17 protein-coding genes are annotated in these 15241 nt (G+C 74.5%); 5 read left to right on the top strand and 12 right to left on the bottom strand.

Going from position 1 to position 15241, the window contains the following annotated elements; translation table 11 throughout:
* Positions 1 to 17 precede the first annotated feature (17 nt).
* A complete protein-coding gene (hisI, locus tag ACZ45Q_RS10655; protein ID WP_468257940.1) occupies positions 18 to 416 on the bottom strand; it encodes a phosphoribosyl-AMP cyclohydrolase in 399 nt (132 codons plus the stop codon).
* Between the two features lie 82 nt (positions 417 to 498).
* Here hisI and ACZ45Q_RS10650 point away from each other — a divergent pair, with 82 nt between their 5' ends.
* On the top strand, positions 499 to 1134 hold the full coding sequence (locus tag ACZ45Q_RS10650) for a TIGR03085 family metal-binding protein (protein WP_468257938.1): 636 nt from the start codon (positions 499 to 501) through the stop codon (positions 1132 to 1134).
* An 84-nt stretch (positions 1135 to 1218) separates the two neighbouring features.
* On the opposite strand, the gene ACZ45Q_RS10645 is transcribed toward ACZ45Q_RS10650, so the two are convergent.
* From ACZ45Q_RS10645 to hisD, 9 genes are all read right to left on the bottom strand, one after another.
* The gene (locus ACZ45Q_RS10645; protein ID WP_468257935.1) at positions 1219 to 2571 is read right to left on the bottom strand and encodes an MFS transporter; all 1353 of its coding nucleotides are present in this window, start codon (positions 2569 to 2571) and stop codon (positions 1219 to 1221) included.
* Positions 2572 to 2921: 350 nt separating this feature from the next.
* Positions 2922 to 3677 (bottom strand): imidazole glycerol phosphate synthase subunit HisF, encoded by a 756-nt coding sequence (gene hisF / locus ACZ45Q_RS10640; RefSeq protein WP_468257933.1) that lies wholly within the window; start codon positions 3675 to 3677, stop codon positions 2922 to 2924.
* A gap of 4 nt (positions 3678 to 3681) precedes the next feature.
* On the bottom strand, positions 3682 to 4086 hold the full coding sequence (locus ACZ45Q_RS10635; protein WP_468257931.1) for a Rid family hydrolase: 405 nt from the start codon (positions 4084 to 4086) through the stop codon (positions 3682 to 3684).
* Positions 4083 to 4808, bottom strand: coding sequence for a bifunctional 1-(5-phosphoribosyl)-5-((5-phosphoribosylamino)methylideneamino)imidazole-4-carboxamide isomerase/phosphoribosylanthranilate isomerase PriA (gene priA, locus ACZ45Q_RS10630; protein WP_468257928.1), 726 nt, complete (start codon positions 4806 to 4808; stop codon positions 4083 to 4085). Before priA ends, ACZ45Q_RS10635 begins: the two co-directional genes overlap by 4 nt.
* Before the next feature lie 2 nt (positions 4809 to 4810).
* The gene (gene hisH, locus ACZ45Q_RS10625) at positions 4811 to 5455 is read right to left on the bottom strand and encodes an imidazole glycerol phosphate synthase subunit HisH (RefSeq protein WP_468257925.1); all 645 of its coding nucleotides are present in this window, start codon (positions 5453 to 5455) and stop codon (positions 4811 to 4813) included.
* Positions 5446 to 5610: a hypothetical protein gene (locus ACZ45Q_RS10620; RefSeq protein ID WP_468257922.1), complete on the bottom strand. Its 165-nt coding sequence runs from the start codon at positions 5608 to 5610 to the stop codon at positions 5446 to 5448. The genes hisH and ACZ45Q_RS10620 overlap by 10 nt, the downstream gene beginning before the upstream one ends.
* Positions 5611 to 5614: 4 nt before the next feature.
* The gene (hisB, locus tag ACZ45Q_RS10615) at positions 5615 to 6208 is read right to left on the bottom strand and encodes an imidazoleglycerol-phosphate dehydratase HisB (protein ID WP_019328035.1); all 594 of its coding nucleotides are present in this window, start codon (positions 6206 to 6208) and stop codon (positions 5615 to 5617) included.
* Complete coding sequence (locus ACZ45Q_RS10610; protein ID WP_468257919.1) at positions 6205 to 7317, bottom strand: histidinol-phosphate transaminase; 1113 nt, start codon at positions 7315 to 7317, stop codon at positions 6205 to 6207. Before ACZ45Q_RS10610 ends, hisB begins: the two co-directional genes overlap by 4 nt.
* Positions 7314 to 8639: a histidinol dehydrogenase gene (hisD, locus tag ACZ45Q_RS10605; protein WP_468257916.1), complete on the bottom strand. Its 1326-nt coding sequence runs from the start codon at positions 8637 to 8639 to the stop codon at positions 7314 to 7316. The genes ACZ45Q_RS10610 and hisD overlap by 4 nt, the downstream gene beginning before the upstream one ends.
* A gap of 179 nt (positions 8640 to 8818) precedes the next feature.
* Here hisD and ACZ45Q_RS10600 point away from each other — a divergent pair, with 179 nt between their 5' ends.
* The 4 genes from ACZ45Q_RS10600 to ybaK all read left to right on the top strand — a co-directional run bounded on the left by ACZ45Q_RS10600 (position 8819) and on the right by ybaK (position 13280).
* Positions 8819 to 10396, top strand: a complete 1578-nt coding sequence (locus ACZ45Q_RS10600) for an oxidoreductase (RefSeq protein ID WP_468257913.1) — start codon at positions 8819 to 8821, stop codon at positions 10394 to 10396.
* Positions 10397 to 10984: 588 nt separating this feature from the next.
* A complete protein-coding gene (locus tag ACZ45Q_RS10595) occupies positions 10985 to 11992 on the top strand; it encodes a hypothetical protein (protein ID WP_468257910.1) in 1008 nt (335 codons plus the stop codon).
* Between the two features lie 11 nt (positions 11993 to 12003).
* A complete protein-coding gene (locus ACZ45Q_RS10590; RefSeq protein ID WP_468257907.1) occupies positions 12004 to 12744 on the top strand; it encodes an LON peptidase substrate-binding domain-containing protein in 741 nt (246 codons plus the stop codon).
* Positions 12745 to 12782: 38 nt separating this feature from the next.
* Positions 12783 to 13280 (top strand): Cys-tRNA(Pro) deacylase, encoded by a 498-nt coding sequence (ybaK, locus tag ACZ45Q_RS10585; protein ID WP_468257904.1) that lies wholly within the window; start codon positions 12783 to 12785, stop codon positions 13278 to 13280.
* 209 nt (positions 13281 to 13489) lie between these two features.
* Here ybaK and ACZ45Q_RS10580 read toward each other — a convergent pair whose 3' ends face one another.
* On the bottom strand, positions 13490 to 14221 hold the full coding sequence (locus tag ACZ45Q_RS10580; RefSeq protein ID WP_468257902.1) for an AAA family ATPase: 732 nt from the start codon (positions 14219 to 14221) through the stop codon (positions 13490 to 13492).
* A 34-nt stretch (positions 14222 to 14255) separates the two neighbouring features.
* Positions 14256 to 15077, bottom strand: a complete 822-nt coding sequence (locus ACZ45Q_RS10575; protein ID WP_468257899.1) for an ABC transporter permease — start codon at positions 15075 to 15077, stop codon at positions 14256 to 14258.
* Positions 15078 to 15241: the final 164 nt, after the last annotated feature.

Genomic DNA, 15241 nt, shown 5'->3' with positions numbered 1-15241 from the left:
GTCCATGCCGGTCGACCTTACTGATCCGCGGAGGGGGCGGCTGGGGCCGCGCCCTCCTTCAGGAGCACGTCGGTGTCGAAGCAGGTGCGGGCGCCGGTGTGGCAGGCGGCGCCGACCTGGTCGACCTTGACGAGGACGGTGTCGGCGTCGCAGTCCAGGGCGACGGACTTCACCCACTGGACGTGGCCGGAGGTGTCGCCCTTGACCCAGTACTCCTGGCGGCTGCGCGACCAGTAGGTGCAGCGGCCGGTGGTCAGCGTGCGGTGCAGCGCCTCGTCGTCCATCCAGCCGAGCATGAGCACCTCGCCGGTGTCGTGCTGCTGGGCGATGGCGGGCAGGAGACCGTCGGGGCTGCGCTTCAGGCGCGCGGCGATCTCCGGGTCGAGCCGGCTGGGCCGTGGGGAGGTGCTGGTCATGCCGACCATTGTGCCGCGCGCGGGCGGCGCGCCCCGGCCGCGTTCACTGTGCGGACGACGGGGCCGGCCGTAGGCTGACTCCATGTCGACATTCGCCAAGCGTGAACGGCTTCTGCTCGCCGATCTGTTGGAGACGGCGGGCCCGGACGCCCCCACCCTCTGCGAGGGCTGGCGGACGAAGGACCTGGCGGCGCACGTGGTGGTGCGCGAGCGCCGGCCCGACGCCGCCGGAGGGACCCTGATCAAGCAGCTGGCGCCGCGGCTGGACCGGGTGATGGAGGAGTACACCGCGAAGCCGTACGAGGAACTGCTCCAGCTGATCCGCACCGGCCCGCCGCGGTTCTCGCCGTTCCAGCTCAAGCAGGTCGACGAGGCGGCGAACACCGTCGAGTTCTACGTCCACACCGAGGACGTGCGCCGTGCGCAGCCGGACTGGTCGCCCCGGGAGCTGGACCCCGTCTTCCAGGACGCCCTGTGGTCCCGGCTGGAGCGGGCGGCCCGCCTGATGGGCCGGGGCGTGCCGACGGGCCTGGTGCTGCGCCGCCCGAACGGCCAGACGGCGGTCGCCCACCGGGGCACGCCGGTGGTCACGGCGACGGGCGAGCCGTCGGAGCTGCTGCTGTTCGCCTACGGGCGGCAGAGCGCGGCCAAGGTGGACCTGGAGGGCGACGCGGACGCGATCGCCAAGCTCCAGGAGACCAAGCAGCTCGGCATCTGACGCGCGCCCCGCCGGTTCGCGGCGGGGTGCCGCGGATCCCGGCGGCCGGGTGCGGCGGGCTGCGGGGGCGGGTGCCGGCGGGGGCTACCGCGGCAGCTCGGCGTTGCGCAGTGCCGGTACGCACAGCGCGACCACGCCGCCGAGGCCGCAGACCGCGGCGCTGACGGCGAAGACGGGGCCGGTGCCCCACACGCCGATGGCGGCGGCGGACAGCGGCATGCTGAGCGGGGTCACCCCGAGGCTGACGAGGCCGGAGACGGCGCTGACCCGCCCCAGGTAGCCGGGGGCCGACTGGGTCTGGAGCAGGGCACCGCACAGGGCGCCGCTGAGCCCGGTCAGCAGCCCGACGAGCACGGCCGTGCCGACCGCCGCGGCGAGGCCCGGCACCTGGGCGAGCAGGCCGATCGCCGCCGCGCCGGGGACGATGGCGCCGCCGACGGCGAGTCCGGCGCGCGGCACCCGCCCGCGCACCGTCAGCAGCAGCGCCGCGGCCCCCGCCCCGGCGCCGAACCCGCCCAGCACCCAGCCCACGCCGGAGGCCCCCCAGCCACGCTGGTCGGCGAGCAGGGTCAGACCGATGTTCAGGGGGCCGACGAAACCCAGGTCGCCGAGGGCGATGACGACCAGCAGGGGGGCCAGGACCGGGTGCCGGCGGATGTAGCCCAGGCCGATGACGAGATCCCGCCAGGCGGTGGTGGCCCCGGGGGCCGAGGTGACACCGGAGGCGGAGCCCGAAGCGGTCCCGGAGGCCGGGGCGGCCTCGGAGGCCGAGCCGGCCCCGGAGGCCGAGCCGGCCCTGGCAGCAGAGGTCTCCGCGTCGTCCGGGGGCAGCTCCCGCATCCGTACGGAGACCAGCAACGGCACCGACGCGGCGATCAGCAACCCGGCGAGCGCGAAGGCGGTGGCCGGTCCGCCGACGGCGACCCCGAGGCCGCCGAGCGGGGCCCCGACCACGCTCGCGAACCGGATGGCCAGGCCCCGCATGCCCTGTACGCGGGCGAGCTGGGCCTTGCCGGTGAGCCGGGGCGGCAGCGCCCCCACGGCGGGCAGGAAGACGGCGTCGACGGCGCCGAAGACGAGCGCGAGCAGCACCAGCGGCCACAGGCCGGGGCTGGTGACGAACAGCAGCGCGGCGGCGGCCAGGACGGCGGCGCAGCGCACGGCGTCGCTGCCGATGACCACCCGGCGCGGCCCGAACCGGTCGGCGACCACTCCCCCGCCGAGCATCAGCAGGGCGCGCGGCACGGCGCTGACGGCGGTGACGAGCCCGGCCTGCGCGGGGCTGCCGGCCTGGACGGCGGCCCAGGACAGGGCCAGGAAGAACACCGTGTCGCCCAGCATCGAGAGGGTGTACGCGGCCACCCAGCGCAGCACGTTGCCGTCGCGGTGCGCGGGGCGGTCGGGCACGCCGGCCGTGGGCGTGAGGGTGTCTGTCACGGTCGGTCCTCGCGGGATCGGAGCAGAAGGCGCCTGCCGGCGGTGTCGTCGGTACGGCCCCGCCGCGCGAGCGCGGGAGCGGCGGCGCCCCGGCCGGGCGCCGAGCGGCACGCCGTACGCCTTCCGGGGCGGGACGCCGTTCCCCGCCCGGAGCGCCACGCCGCACGCCCTTCCGGGGCGGGACGCCGTTCCCCGCCCGGAGCGCCACGCCGCACGCCCTTCCGGGGCGGGACGCCATACACCGGCGGAGGCGGAACGCCGTACACCGGCGGCAGTGCGCCCCACGCCCGTGGGCCCGGCGTGGGCCTGCGGGCGCCCCGGGCGCCGGGCCGGGGCGCACGGCGGCGGCGTCACCTGACCGGGTGACCCGCCTCCCGCAGCGCCTGCTTGACCTGCCCGATGCGCAGGTCGCCGAAGTGGAAGACGGAGGCGGCCAGCACCGCGTCGGCGCCTGAGTCGATGGCCGGCGGGAAGTCGGCGAGCCTGCCGGCGCCGCCGGAGGCGATGACCGGGACGGTGACGTGCTTGCGGACCGCCGCGATCATCTCCAGGTCGTAGCCGTCCTTGGTGCCGTCCGCGTCCATCGAGTTCAGCAGGATCTCCCCGGCGCCCAGCTCGGCGGCCCGGTGGGCCCACTCGACGGCGTCGATGCCGGTGCCACGCCGGCCGCCGTGGGTGGTGACCTCGAAGGTCCCGGACTCCGTGCGGCGGGCGTCGACCGACAGGACCAGCACCTGGCGCCCGAAGCGCTCGGCGATCTCCCGGATCAGCTCGGGACGGGCGATCGCCGCCGTGTTGACGCCGACCTTGTCCGCGCCCGCCCGCAGCAGCCGGTCCACGTCCTCGGCGCTGCGCACACCGCCGCCGACGGTCAGCGGGATGAACACCTGCTCGGCGGTGCGCCGCACCACGTCGTAGGTGGTCTCGCGGTTGCCGGACGAGGCGGTGATGTCCAGGAACGTCAGCTCGTCGGCGCCCTCGGCGTCGTACACCTTGGCCATCTCGACGGGGTCGCCCGCATCGCGCAGGTTCTGGAAGTTGACGCCCTTGACGACCCGGCCGTTGTCCACGTCCAGGCAGGGGATGACTCGGACCGCCAGGGTCATGAAGTCACTGCTCCTTAGAAATTCCTCTGAATGCTTCGAGTTCCACGGAGACCAGCACGCGCGAGTCGACGAAGCCGTCGACCACCAGGAACGTGGTCACCGGCCGCACCGTGTCGAACAGCTCCTTGTGGGCCCGGCCCGCCGCGTCGACGTCCCGCGCGTGCGCGAGGTGGACGCGGGTGCGGATCACCGACTCCACGCCGAGCCCGAACTCCGCGATCGCCTCCAGCGCACCGGTGAAGGCCACCTTCGCCTGTTCGTACGGGTCGCCCTCGCCGTGGAGGACGTCGCCCTTGAACGACGTGGTGCCCGCCACCAGCACACGGTCGCCCGCCGCGACGGCGCGTGCGAACCCGAGACTGTCTTCCCAGGGACTTCCGCTCTGCACGCGCCGCACGGCTTCGCTCATGACGACACAGCCTCCAAGGCCTCTTCCAGGGTGAACGCCTTCGCGTACAGGGCTTTCCCGACGATGGCGCCTTCAACACCGAGCGGCACCAGACCGGCGATCGCGCGCAGGTCGTCCAGGGACGACACGCCGCCGGAGGCCACCACCGGGCGGTCGGTCGCGGCGCAGACGTTCCTGAGCAGTTCCAGGTTGGGGCCCTGGAGGGTGCCGTCCTTGGCGATGTCGGTGACGACGTACCGGGCGCAGCCCTCCTGGTTCAGGCGGTCCAGCGTCTCGTACAGGTCGCCGCCGTCCCGGGTCCAGCCCCGGCCGCGCAGGGTCGTGCCGCGGACGTCCAGGCCCACCGCGATCTTGTCGCCGTGCTCGGCGATGACCTTGGCGACCCACTCGGGGGTCTCCAGCGCGGCCGTGCCGAGGTTGACCCGGGTGCAGCCGGTGGCGAGCGCGGCGGCGAGGGTGTCGTCGTCGCGGATGCCGCCGGACAGCTCGACCTTGATGTCCATGGCGCCCGCGACCTCGGCGATCAGCTCCCGGTTGTTCCCGGTGCCGAACGCGGCGTCCAGGTCGACCAGGTGCAGCCACTCGGCGCCGGACCGCTGCCAGGCCAGGGCGGCCTCGAGCGGGGAGCCGTAGGAGGTCTCGGTGCCGGACTCGCCGTGCACCAGGCGGACGGCCTGGCCGTCGCGGACGTCGACGGCGGGGAGGAGTTCGAGCTTGCTCATCTCTACAGGGTCTCGATCCAGTTGGTGAGGAGCTGGGCGCCGGCGTCGCCGGACTTCTCGGGGTGGAACTGCGTGGCCCACAGGGCGCCGTTCTCCACGGCGGCCACGAAGGGCTTGCCGTGGGTGGACCAGGTGACCTTGGGGGCGGCGATGGCCGGGTTGTGGGTCTCCAGGGTCCAGTCGTGGACGGCGTAGGAGTGCACGAAGTAGAAGCGGGCGGACGCGTCCAGGCCGGCGAAGAGCTGGGAGTCCTCCGGTGCCTCGACGGTGTTCCAGCCCATGTGGGGTACGACGTCGGCCTGGAGCGGACCGACCGTGCCGGGCCACTCGTCGAGGCCCTCGCTCTCCACACCGTGCTCGATGCCGCGCGCGAAGAGGATCTGCATGCCGACGCAGATGCCCATCACGGGGCGCCCGCCGGACAGCCGGCGGTCGACGACCCAGTCGCCGCGGGCCTCGCGCAGGCCCTTCATGCAGGCGGCGAAGGCGCCGACGCCGGGCACGAGCAGCCCGTCGGCGTTCATCGCCTTGTCGAAGTCACGCGTGATCTCGACGTCGGCCCCGGTCCGGGCGAGGGCGCGCTCGGCGGAGCGGACGTTGCCGAAGCCGTAGTCGAAGACGACGACGCTCTTGGTGCTCAATTCCACACCTCCAGCCGGAGGACGCCCGCGACGAGACACATCGCGGCGCCGATGGAGAGCAGCACGATCAGCCCCTTGGGCATCTGCTGCTTGACGAAGGAGATGATCCCGCCGACCAGGAAGAGACCGACGACGATCAGAAGAGTGGACAGGCCGGTCATGGCTCTACAGCGCGCCCTTCGTGGACGGCAGGATGCCCGCGGCGCGCGGGTCCCGCTCGGAGGCGTACCTGAGCGCCCGGGCCAGCGCCTTGAACTGGCACTCCACGATGTGGTGCGCGTTGCGCCCGTAGGGCACGTGCACGTGCAGGGCGATCTGCGCCTGGGCGACGAAGGACTCCAGGATGTGCCGGGTCATCGTGGTGTCGTACTCGCCGATCATCGGCGCCATCTTCTCGGGCTCGGTGTGCACCAGGTAGGGGCGGCCGGAGAGGTCGACGGTGACCTGGGCGAGGGACTCGTCCAGCGGGACCGTGCAGTTGCCGAAGCGGTAGATGCCCACCTTGTCGCCGAGGGCCTGCTTGAAGGCGGCGCCCAGCGCGAGGGCGGTGTCCTCGATGGTGTGGTGGGAGTCGATGTGCAGGTCGCCGTCGGTCTTCACGGTCAGGTCGAACAGACCGTGCCGGCCGAGCTGGTCGAGCATGTGGTCGTAGAAGCCGACGCCCGTGGCGATGTCGGTCTTGCCGGTGCCGTCGAGATCGATCTCGACGAGGACCGAGGTCTCCTTGGTGGTGCGCTCCACGCGCCCGACGCGGCTCATCCGCTCTGCTCCTGTTCCTTCTTCAACTCGCGTACCGCATCGAGGAACGCGTCGTTCTCGGCCGGCGTTCCCGCGGTGACCCGCAGCCACCCCGGCACGCCGTTGTCCCGGACCAGGACGCCCCGGTCGAGGATCTTCCGCCAGGCCTCGTGTGCATCGGCGAAGCGTCCGAACTGCACGAAGTTGGCGTCGGACTCGGTCACCCGGTAGCCGATCTCCCGCAGCTCGGCGACGAGGCGGTCCCGTTCGGCCTTGAGCTGATCGACGTACGTCAGCAGTGTGTCCGTGTGCTCCAGGGCGGCCAGCGCGGTCGCCTGGGTGACGGCCGACAGGTGGTACGGCAGCCGGACCAGCTGGACGGCGTCCACGACCGCCGGGTGCGCGGCGAGGTAGCCCAGGCGCAGGCCCGCCGCGCCGAACGCCTTCGACATCGTGCGGGAGATCACGAGGTTCGGGCGGCCGTCCAGCAGCGGCAGCAGCGAGTCGCCGTGGCTGAACTCGATGTAGGCCTCGTCCACCACGACCATCGACGGCTTCGCCGCCTGCGCGGCGTCGTGGAGCGCGAGGACCGCCTCCGGCGGGACGGCGTTGCCGGTGGGGTTGTTGGGGGTGGTGACGAAGACGACGTCCGGGCGGTGCTCGGCGATCGCCTTCTCGGCGGCGGGGACGTCGATGGTGAAGTCCTCGTGCCGCGGTCCGGAGATCCAGCCGGTGCCGGTGCCGCGGGCGATCAGGCCGTGCATCGAGTACGACGGCTCGAAGCCGATCGCCGTGCGTCCGGGCCCGCCGAAGGTCTGCAACAGCTGCTGGATGACCTCGTTGGAGCCGTTGGCCGCCCAGACGTTGCGCAGGCCCACGCGGTACCCGGAGGTCTCCGTCAGGTACGCGGCCAGCCTGGTGCGCAGCTCGACGGCGTCGCGGTCCGGGTAGCGGTTCAGGCTCCGGGCGGCCTCGCGGACCCGCTCGGCGATCCGCTCGACCAGCGGCTCGGGCAGCGGGTAGGGGTTCTCGTTGGTGTTCAGCCGTACGGGCACGTCGAGCTGGGGCGCGCCGTAGGGGGACTTGCCGCGCAGCTCGTCCCGTACGGGGAGATCGTCGATGCCTGTCACTTGCCGTCCGGTACCTTCCAGTCGAACCTCGCCTTGATCGCCGCGCCGTGCGCGGGCAGGTCCTCCGCCTCCGCCAGCGTCACCACGTGGTGCGCGACCTCGGCGAGCGCGTCGCGCGTGTAGTCGACGATGTGGATGCCGCGCAGGAAGGACTGGACGGACAGGCCCGAGGAGTGGCAGGCGCAGCCGCCGGTGGGCAGGACGTGGTTGGAGCCGGCCGCGTAGTCGCCGAGGGAGACGGGCGCCCAGGGGCCGACGAAGACGGCGCCGGCGTTCTTGACGCGCTCGGCCACCTCGGTGGCGCGGGCCGTCTGGATCTCCAGGTGCTCCGCGCCGTAGGCGTCGACCACGCGCAGGCCCTCCTCGACGCCGTCGACCAGCACGATCGCGGACTGCCTGCCCTTGAGGGCGGGCACGATCCGGTCGTCGACGTGCTTGGTGGCGGCGACCTGCGGCTGGAGCTCCCGCTCGACGGCGTCGGCGAGCCGCACGGAGTCGGTGACGAGGACGGCGGCGGCCAGCGGGTCGTGCTCGGCCTGGCTGATCAGGTCGGAGGCGACGTGCACCGGGTCGGCGGTGTCGTCGGCCAGGATGGCGATCTCGGTCGGGCCGGCCTCGGCGTCGATGCCGATCCTGCCGGTGAAGTAGCGCTTGGCCGCGGCGACCCAGATGTTGCCGGGGCCGGTGACCATGTTGGCGGGCGGGCAGGACTCGGTGCCGTACGCGAACATGGCGACGGCGGTGGCGCCGCCGGCCGCGTACACCTCGTCCACGCCGAGCAGGGCGCAGGCGGCGAGGATCGTGGGGTGCGGGAGCCCGCCGAACTCGGCCTGGGCCGGTGAGGCGAGCGCGACGGAGCCGACGCCGGCCTCCTGGGCGGGCACGACGTTCATCACCACGGACGACGGGTAGACCGACCGGCCGCCGGGCGCGTACAGGCCCACGCGCTCCACCGGCACCCACTTCTCGGTGACCGTGCCGCCGGGCACGACCTGGGTGGTGTGGGCCGTGCGGCGCTGTGCGCGGTGGACGAGACGGGCGCGGCGGATGGACTCCTCCAGGGCCGCGCGGACGGCCGGGTCCAGTTCCTCCAGGGCGCGGGTGAGGGCCGCGGCCGGCACCCGCACCTGGTCGAGCCGGACGCCGTCGAACTGCTCGGCGAAGTCGATCAGCGCCGCGTCGCCCCGATGATGCACGGCCTCGCAGATCGGCCGCACCTTCTCCAGGGCGGCAGCGACGTCGAAGTCGGCTCGGGGCAGCAGGTCGCGCAGGGCGGGGCCCTCGGGAAGGGCGTCGCCGCGCAGATCGATTCGGGAGATCACGGAACCAATTCTCTCAGACCCGCGTCGGGCACCGTCCGCGCGTATCAATGGCTGATACAGACCGGTCCGGCACCCTCGGAGATCCCCTTCACTGCGAGTGTTCAGGTGGTCACCCAGCGGGCATGAACAGGTGTACGAAGGTACGGACCGGCGAGTAGCGGGGGAGGAAGTGAAGCACCGTGACCGAGGGGGCCGGCCGCCGGGCCGGGGAACCGCCCGACGACCTGACCGTGACCGAGGCCGGCATGTGGCAGGCCTTCCGCAACGGCACCGTGTACGACCTGAGCAGCGGGGACACCGTCGTCGACGATCCGCACGGCGGGCACCCCTGGGGGCCCGAGCGGACCGTGCGGGCCCGCGTCGTGTGCTGGCTGCTGCTCGACGGGCCGCCCGCGCTGGCCGGCCGGGTCTCGTCGCTGAAGCTGGCCGGCGTGCAGGTCAGCGGCACGATGGATCTGGCGGGCGGCACCGTGGTGCCCTACGTCGAGCTGCGCGGCTGCCGCTTCGAGAACGAGGTGCTGCTGCCGGAGACCCGTTTCACGACCGTCCGGCTGGTGGACTGCTCGGTGCCGCGCCTGGAGGCGGCCCGGCTGCACACCGAGGGCGATCTGCATCTGCCGCGCTGCCGGTTCCACCGGGGTGTGCGGCTGACCGACGCGCAGATCGGTACGGACCTGCTGCTCAACCAGGCGGTCGCGCACCGGGACCGCAGCGGGCGGGCCATCGCGGCGGACGGGCTGACGGTCGGGCAGGACCTCCAGGCGGAGATGCTGGAGACGCACGGCGAGCTGAGCCTGCGCAGCGCCACGGTCGGTGTCTCGCTGAGCCTGCGCGGCGCCCGGCTGCACAACCCCTGCGCCCGGCTCGCGCTGAACGCCCCGCAGCTCACCGTGGAGCGCACGCTGTACCTGACGCCGGCGGGTGTCGGCAGCCAGCTGCTGCGGGGCACGACCCCGGCGGCGGGGACCCGGATCCAGCGGTTCGAGTGCCGGGGCGGGATACGGCTGGACGACGGCCGGTTCGGCGACGCGGTCGACCTCGAGCGGGCCCGGTTCGTCATGACCGAGGACCAGGAGCTGTCGCTGCGCCGGGTGCAGACCCCCGAGCTGCGGTTCCTCGGCCAGCGGCCGGAGCGGGGGCGGGTGGTGCTGTCGGGGGCCCGGGTGGTGAACCTGATGGACCGGGCGGACAGCTGGCCGAGCCCGGGCCGGCTGCACATGGGCGGCTTCACGTACGAGAACGTCGTGCCCCGCGGTCCGTTCCCGCTGACCGAGCGGCTGGCGTGGGTGGCCGCGGCGACCGCCGAGTACAACCCGGAGCCGTACGAGCGGCTCGCCGCCGTGCTGCGGGCCGGCGGCGAGGACGAGGACGCCCGTGAGGTGCTGCTCGCCAAGCAGCGCCGGCGCCGGGAGAGCCTGCCGCCGGCCGCCAAGCTGTGGGGGTACGCGCAGGACTGGACGGTCGCCTACGGCTACCGGCCGGGGCGGGCCGCGGTGTGGATGGCGCTGCTGTGGGCGGCGGGCTCGCTGGCGTTCGCGCGGGCGGAGCCGGCGCCGTTGAAGCGGGGGGAGCATCCGGGGTGGGACCCGGCGCTGTTCGCGCTGGACCTGTTGCTGCCGGTCGTGGAGCTGGGCCAGGTCGGGCACTGGCGGCTCAGCGGGGGCTGGCAGTGGCTGGCGGTCTCCCTGATCGTGCTCGGCTGGATCCTGGCCACCACGGTGGCGGCGGGGGCGACACGCGTGCTGCGGCGGGGGTAGGGCCCGGCCGGCGGGACGGGCGGGCGGCAGCGGGGCCGCGTCCGGCTCCCGGCGGCGCCCGCGGGCCGGATCGCCGAGGGGCCGTACGGGGGGGCGGGAGCGGGCGGGCTCGGAGACGCGTCGGCGTGAGCCGGACAGGCTCCGGGACGCGGGCACGACCGGCCGCGCCTCCCGCCCCCGGGACACCGCCCCGCCGCAAGCCCGGAGCCCCGGGGACCACGCGACCATCCGCCGACCACCCGCGGCGGACGCCCCCGGACCACACCCAGCGGCCCGACCGCCGGCCGGCGTACGCGTGGGCACCAGCCGGCAGGCTCCGGGACGCGGGCACGACCGGCCGCGCCTCCCGGACCCCGCAGGGCACCCCCCGGCCGCAGCGCCAGGGGCGGCGGGGAGTGGTGCGCCCGGACGGAACCCACCTCGGCCGCGTCCGCACCGCCAACGCACCCGGCCGAGCGGGATCGACCCGCCGGACGGTGGCCGGGCTTCACGCTTTACCGCGGCTTTGCCGATTCGCGTACAACTTTCCAGAGGTTCCGTGTACCCCCTGGCGCGCCCCCGACCTGCGGTCTTTCAATGGTCAGCACCATGGCTCGGCTCCGCGTACTCCTCCGTTCGGCCCGGGTGCGCGGGAGGTCGCCGCGCCCGGCCGCCGCGCCGTGCCCCGGTGACGAGGTGCTGCTCGACGCGCCGGACGACCGGCTCGCCCCGGCCCTGGTCGCGGCGGCGCACGGCGCCTACCGGCCCGCGGCCGAGCTGCTCGCCGCCACCCGGGAGAACGCCGAGTGGGAGCACCGCGACCGGTACGCGACCCGGCTCGCGGCCTTCGCGCGCTCGCGCGCCGAGTGGCTGACGGCCTGGCGGGCCGCCGCCCCCGCCGACCCGGACGCCCTGCTGGTCGGCGCCCGCCTCGCGGTGGACCGCCACTGGGACTCGCCGGCCCGCGCCGAGCTGCTGCGCCAGGCGGTCCCGCCGGTCATGGCGGTCGCCGAGGACGCCGTACGGGACCCGGTGCCCTGGCGGATCGCGCTGGACGCGGCCCGGGGCACCCGCGCGGGCCACGCCGAGTTCGCGCGGCTGTGGGCCGAGGCGGTGCGCCGCGCCCCGCACCACTACGGGTGCCACGTCGCCGCCCTGAAGTACCTCGCCGCCGCCTCTCCCGGCGCCCACGAGGCGTGCCTGGACTTCGCCGAGACGGCCGCGCAGGACGCCCCCGAGGGCGCCCAGGTCCGCGCGCTGCCCCTGCGGGCGGCGTTCGCGTCGCTGCGCGGCGGCGGCGCGCCCGCGGTGCCCCGCGGCCGGCTGGACGCGGCGGCCGACCTGGCGATCGCGCTGTCGGCGGCGCAGCCGGCGGCCGATCCGTGGCCGGCGGAGCTGCGCAACCTGCTCGTCCACGTCCTCGTACGCCTGGAACGCTGGTCGGACGCCCGGGAGCAGCTGCGGCTGACCGGCCCCTACGTCACCTCCTTCCCGTGGGACCGGGACGCCGAGGACCCGCTCGGCCGGTTCCTCCTGGTCCGTGCGGAGGTGCGGGCGGCGGGTTCCGGCCGTCCGGTGGACGGGCGGGGTGGTCGCGCCGCCGCCGGCGACCATTAGGCTTCTGCGTCGTGACCACCGTCCGGCTCCCGCTCTTCCCCCTGAACTCGGTGCTGTTCCCGGGGCTGGTGCTCCCGCTCAACGTCTTCGAGGAGCGCTACCGCGCCCTGATGCGCGAGTTGCTGAAAACACCCGAGGACGAACCGCGCCGGTTCGCCGTCGTGGCGATCCGCGACGGCCACGAGGTCGCGCCGAGCGACCCCGGCATGCCCGATCCGACCGCCGTGCCGGAGCGCGGGCCCGCCGCCGGTTTCGGCCCCGACCCGGCCAAGGCGTTCCACAAGGTGGGCTGCGTCGCCGACGCGGCGACCATCCGGGAGCGGGCCGACGGCACCTTCGAGGTGCTGGCGACCGGCACCACCCGGATGCGGCTGCTGTCGGTGGACGCCTCGGGCCCCTTCCTCACCGCCGAGCTGGAGCCGCTGCCGGAGGAGCCCGGCGACGAGGCGGGGGCGCTGGCCGAGGGTGTGCTGCGGGCGTTCCGGCAGTACCAGAAGCGGCTGGCGGGGGCGCGGGAGCGGTCGCTGGCGACCGGCACCGACCTGCCGGACGAGCCGGGTGTCGTCTCCTACCTGGTGGCCGCCGCGATGGTCCTGGACACCCCGACCAAGCAGCGCCTGCTCCAGGCCCCGGACACCGCCTCACGCCTGCGCGACGAACTGAAACTCCTTCGCACCGAGACGGCCGTGATCCGTACGCTTCCGTCGTTGCCGGCGTTCGAGCTGACGCGCGGCCCGACGAGTCTGAACTGACGGACGACACCGACGGACGACCTGGAGACCGGCGCTCGATGGCGAAGAAGGCGAAGAAGCAGTCGGGCGGCACGCCCGCGACGGTGGCACTGGCGGCGGCCGGGGTCACGTTCACCGTCCACTCCTACGACCACGATCCCGCCCACCCCTCGTACGGCGAGGAGGCGGCCGAGGCCATGGGCGTCTCACCGGAGAGGGTGTTCAAGACCCTCGTCGCGGACGTCGACGGCACGCTGACGGTCGCGGTGGTGCCGGTCGCGGGCCAGCTGGACCTGAAGGCGCTGGCGGCGGCGGCCGGGGGCAAGCGGGCGGCGATGGCCGACCCGGCGCTCGCCGAGCGCACCACGGGCTACGTCCGCGGCGGGATCTCCCCGCTCGGCCAGCGCAAGCGGCTGCCCACGGTGCTGGACTCCTCGGCCTCCGCGCACGCCACGATCTGTGTCTCGGCCGGGCGCCGGGGCCTGGAGGTGGAGCTGTCGCCGGACGACCTCGCGAAGCTCACGGACGCGGTGCTCGCCCCGATCGGGCGCACCTGACGTCGGCCGGCCGGATCCGGCCCGTCACCCGGCGCAGCGCGTGCGCGGGCTCTCGACGGGGGCCGCTTCCTCCGTTAAGCAGGAGAGGCATGTCGAAGCGCACGCGCAAACGCCGGTGGCGGACCCGGAAGGGCCGCGCCAACCACGGACGCCGCCCGGCCTGACCGGGCGGCCCGGCCCCGGCCGGGGGCCTGTCGTACCGGATCAGGCTAGGCGGACTTCCCCCCGTAGGGCCCCGGCTGGTACGGGGGGTGCTGCGGGTACTGCTGGTACTGCGGTTCCGGGTCCCGCGGCCCGAACAGCGCCGTCAGTCCCAGGTGCACGACCAGCGCCACCACCGACCACGCCAGCAGCGCGCCCTTGGCCCCGAGCCGGAGCGGTGCCGGGAAGGTCACGCCCTTGCCCACCTCCCGCGCGTGGGCGATCACGTCCTGCGCGGGACCGAGCCAGACGCCGACCCGCCAGGCCAGCAGCGAGCCGAGCAGCCCGCCCAGGCACAGCGCCACCACCAGCGGCACGCCACCGCGCCGCCGCAGCAGGAAGACGACCAGCGCGCTGACCACCCCGAAGGCCAGCGCCAGCAGGGTGAACGTCGCGTCGACACCGACCGCCTGCTCGCCCTCGGAGTCCTTGGGGTAGACCACCCAGCTGTCGTCCATCACGAGGCCGACCAGCGGCACGCGTGGCGCCAGCCACCACCACAGCACGCCCAGCAGCGCTCCGGGGAGCGCCACCGCCACCATGATCACGGCGGCCTCGCGCAGTTCGGTCTTCATCGAGAGGCCGTCCTGTTCACCGTGCCGGTCGTCCTGTTCGCCGCGCCGGTCGGGCGCGGTGCCCGCCGCATGGGCACCGACCGGCGGCACCGGCCGGGCTCCGCGCGACGCGTGCGCCGAGGAGTGTTCGTGCGGTGGCGGGGGTGGAGTCAGCGGTGCGGTCACCCTGCCATCGTGCCAGGCCCTCCCGGGCCGCGCGTCACCGGACGGCGGCCCGGCGGTACGCCCAGGTGGCCACGGCCAGCGACACCATGCCGACCGCCCCGCAGACCGCGAGGTCGCCGAGGACGAAGGCCCAGTCCGGCCGCTCCCCGAAGGTCCGCGCGAAGGCCTCCACGCCGTACGTCGACGGCAGCAGGTCGCGGGCGAACCGCACCGCCTCCGGCATCCGGTCGGCCGGCAGCACCCCGAGCAACAGCGCCGCCGACATGCCCAGCTGGCCGAGGAGCGTGGCCAGCTCCGGCCGGGGCGCGAGCAGACCCAGGGCCGCGCCCAGCCCGGCGAGCGCGGCACCGGCCAGCGGGATCACGGCGATCAGCACCCACAGGTGGGCGAGCGGCAGCCCGAACAGCACGCAGCCGAACACCGCCGTCACCACCGTGCCCGGCACGGTGAAGGAGGCGTAGGCTCCCGCCGCGCCCAGCACGACCGCGGCCGGCGGCACCGGCAGGGTGGCGTAGTGGTCGAGGCCGCCGCTGGCCCGCAGCTGGCCGAAGTACTGGGCGAGCAGGTTCAGCGCGACGAACGCCACGACCAGCACCGAGGAGCCGGCGACCACGGCCTGCGCCTCGCCGCCGCCGTCCACCACACCGCGCATCAGGATCATGATGCCGATCGACTGGAACGTCGCCACGAACAGCAACGGGATCCGTGCGACCCGCGCCCGGGAGAGCTGCGCCCGGTAGACGGCCACCAGCGACGGCCACAGCCGGGCCCGCGGACCCAGCTCGGCGGCGCCGCGGGCGCGCTCCTCGACGGCCAGGGCACCGCCCGGCAGGACATCGGCGGGTACGACACTCACGTCGCGCTGCTCCCCTTCGTTCGGGTCCTCGGAGACGATCGCGCTGTTCGGTACGGATACGGGGGGCGGTGTTCTCACGGCATGGCCGGTCACCGCAGGACCGGTCGCCGCCGAGGGGTCCACGGCCGCCGTCGGCGGGTTCACGGCCACTGTCGACGGGTCCA

The sequence above is a fragment of the Streptomyces sp. NPDC031049 genome (genome assembly GCF_055571015.1).
This window is presented reverse-complemented; position numbering and strand designations above follow the sequence as displayed.

Bases quoted from the DNA above. Each gene is read 5' to 3' on its own strand.
- hisI (WP_468257940.1), bottom strand. From the start codon at position 416: ATGACCAGCACCTCCCCACGGCCCAGCCGGCTCGACCCGGAGATCGCC.
- ACZ45Q_RS10650 (WP_468257938.1), top strand. From the start codon at position 499: ATGTCGACATTCGCCAAGCGTGAACGGCTTCTGCTCGCCGATCTGTTG.
- hisF (WP_468257933.1), bottom strand. From the start codon at position 3,677: ATGACCCTGGCGGTCCGAGTCATCCCCTGCCTGGACGTGGACAACGGC.
- ACZ45Q_RS10635 (WP_468257931.1), bottom strand. From the start codon at position 4,086: ATGAGCGAAGCCGTGCGGCGCGTGCAGAGCGGAAGTCCCTGGGAAGAC.
- priA (WP_468257928.1), bottom strand. From the start codon at position 4,808: ATGAGCAAGCTCGAACTCCTCCCCGCCGTCGACGTCCGCGACGGCCAG.
- ACZ45Q_RS10620 (WP_468257922.1), bottom strand. From the start codon at position 5,610: ATGACCGGCCTGTCCACTCTTCTGATCGTCGTCGGTCTCTTCCTGGTC.
- hisB (WP_019328035.1), bottom strand. From the start codon at position 6,208: ATGAGCCGCGTCGGGCGCGTGGAGCGCACCACCAAGGAGACCTCGGTC.
- ACZ45Q_RS10595 (WP_468257910.1), top strand. From the start codon at position 10,985: ATGGCTCGGCTCCGCGTACTCCTCCGTTCGGCCCGGGTGCGCGGGAGG.
- ybaK (WP_468257904.1), top strand. From the start codon at position 12,783: ATGGCGAAGAAGGCGAAGAAGCAGTCGGGCGGCACGCCCGCGACGGTG.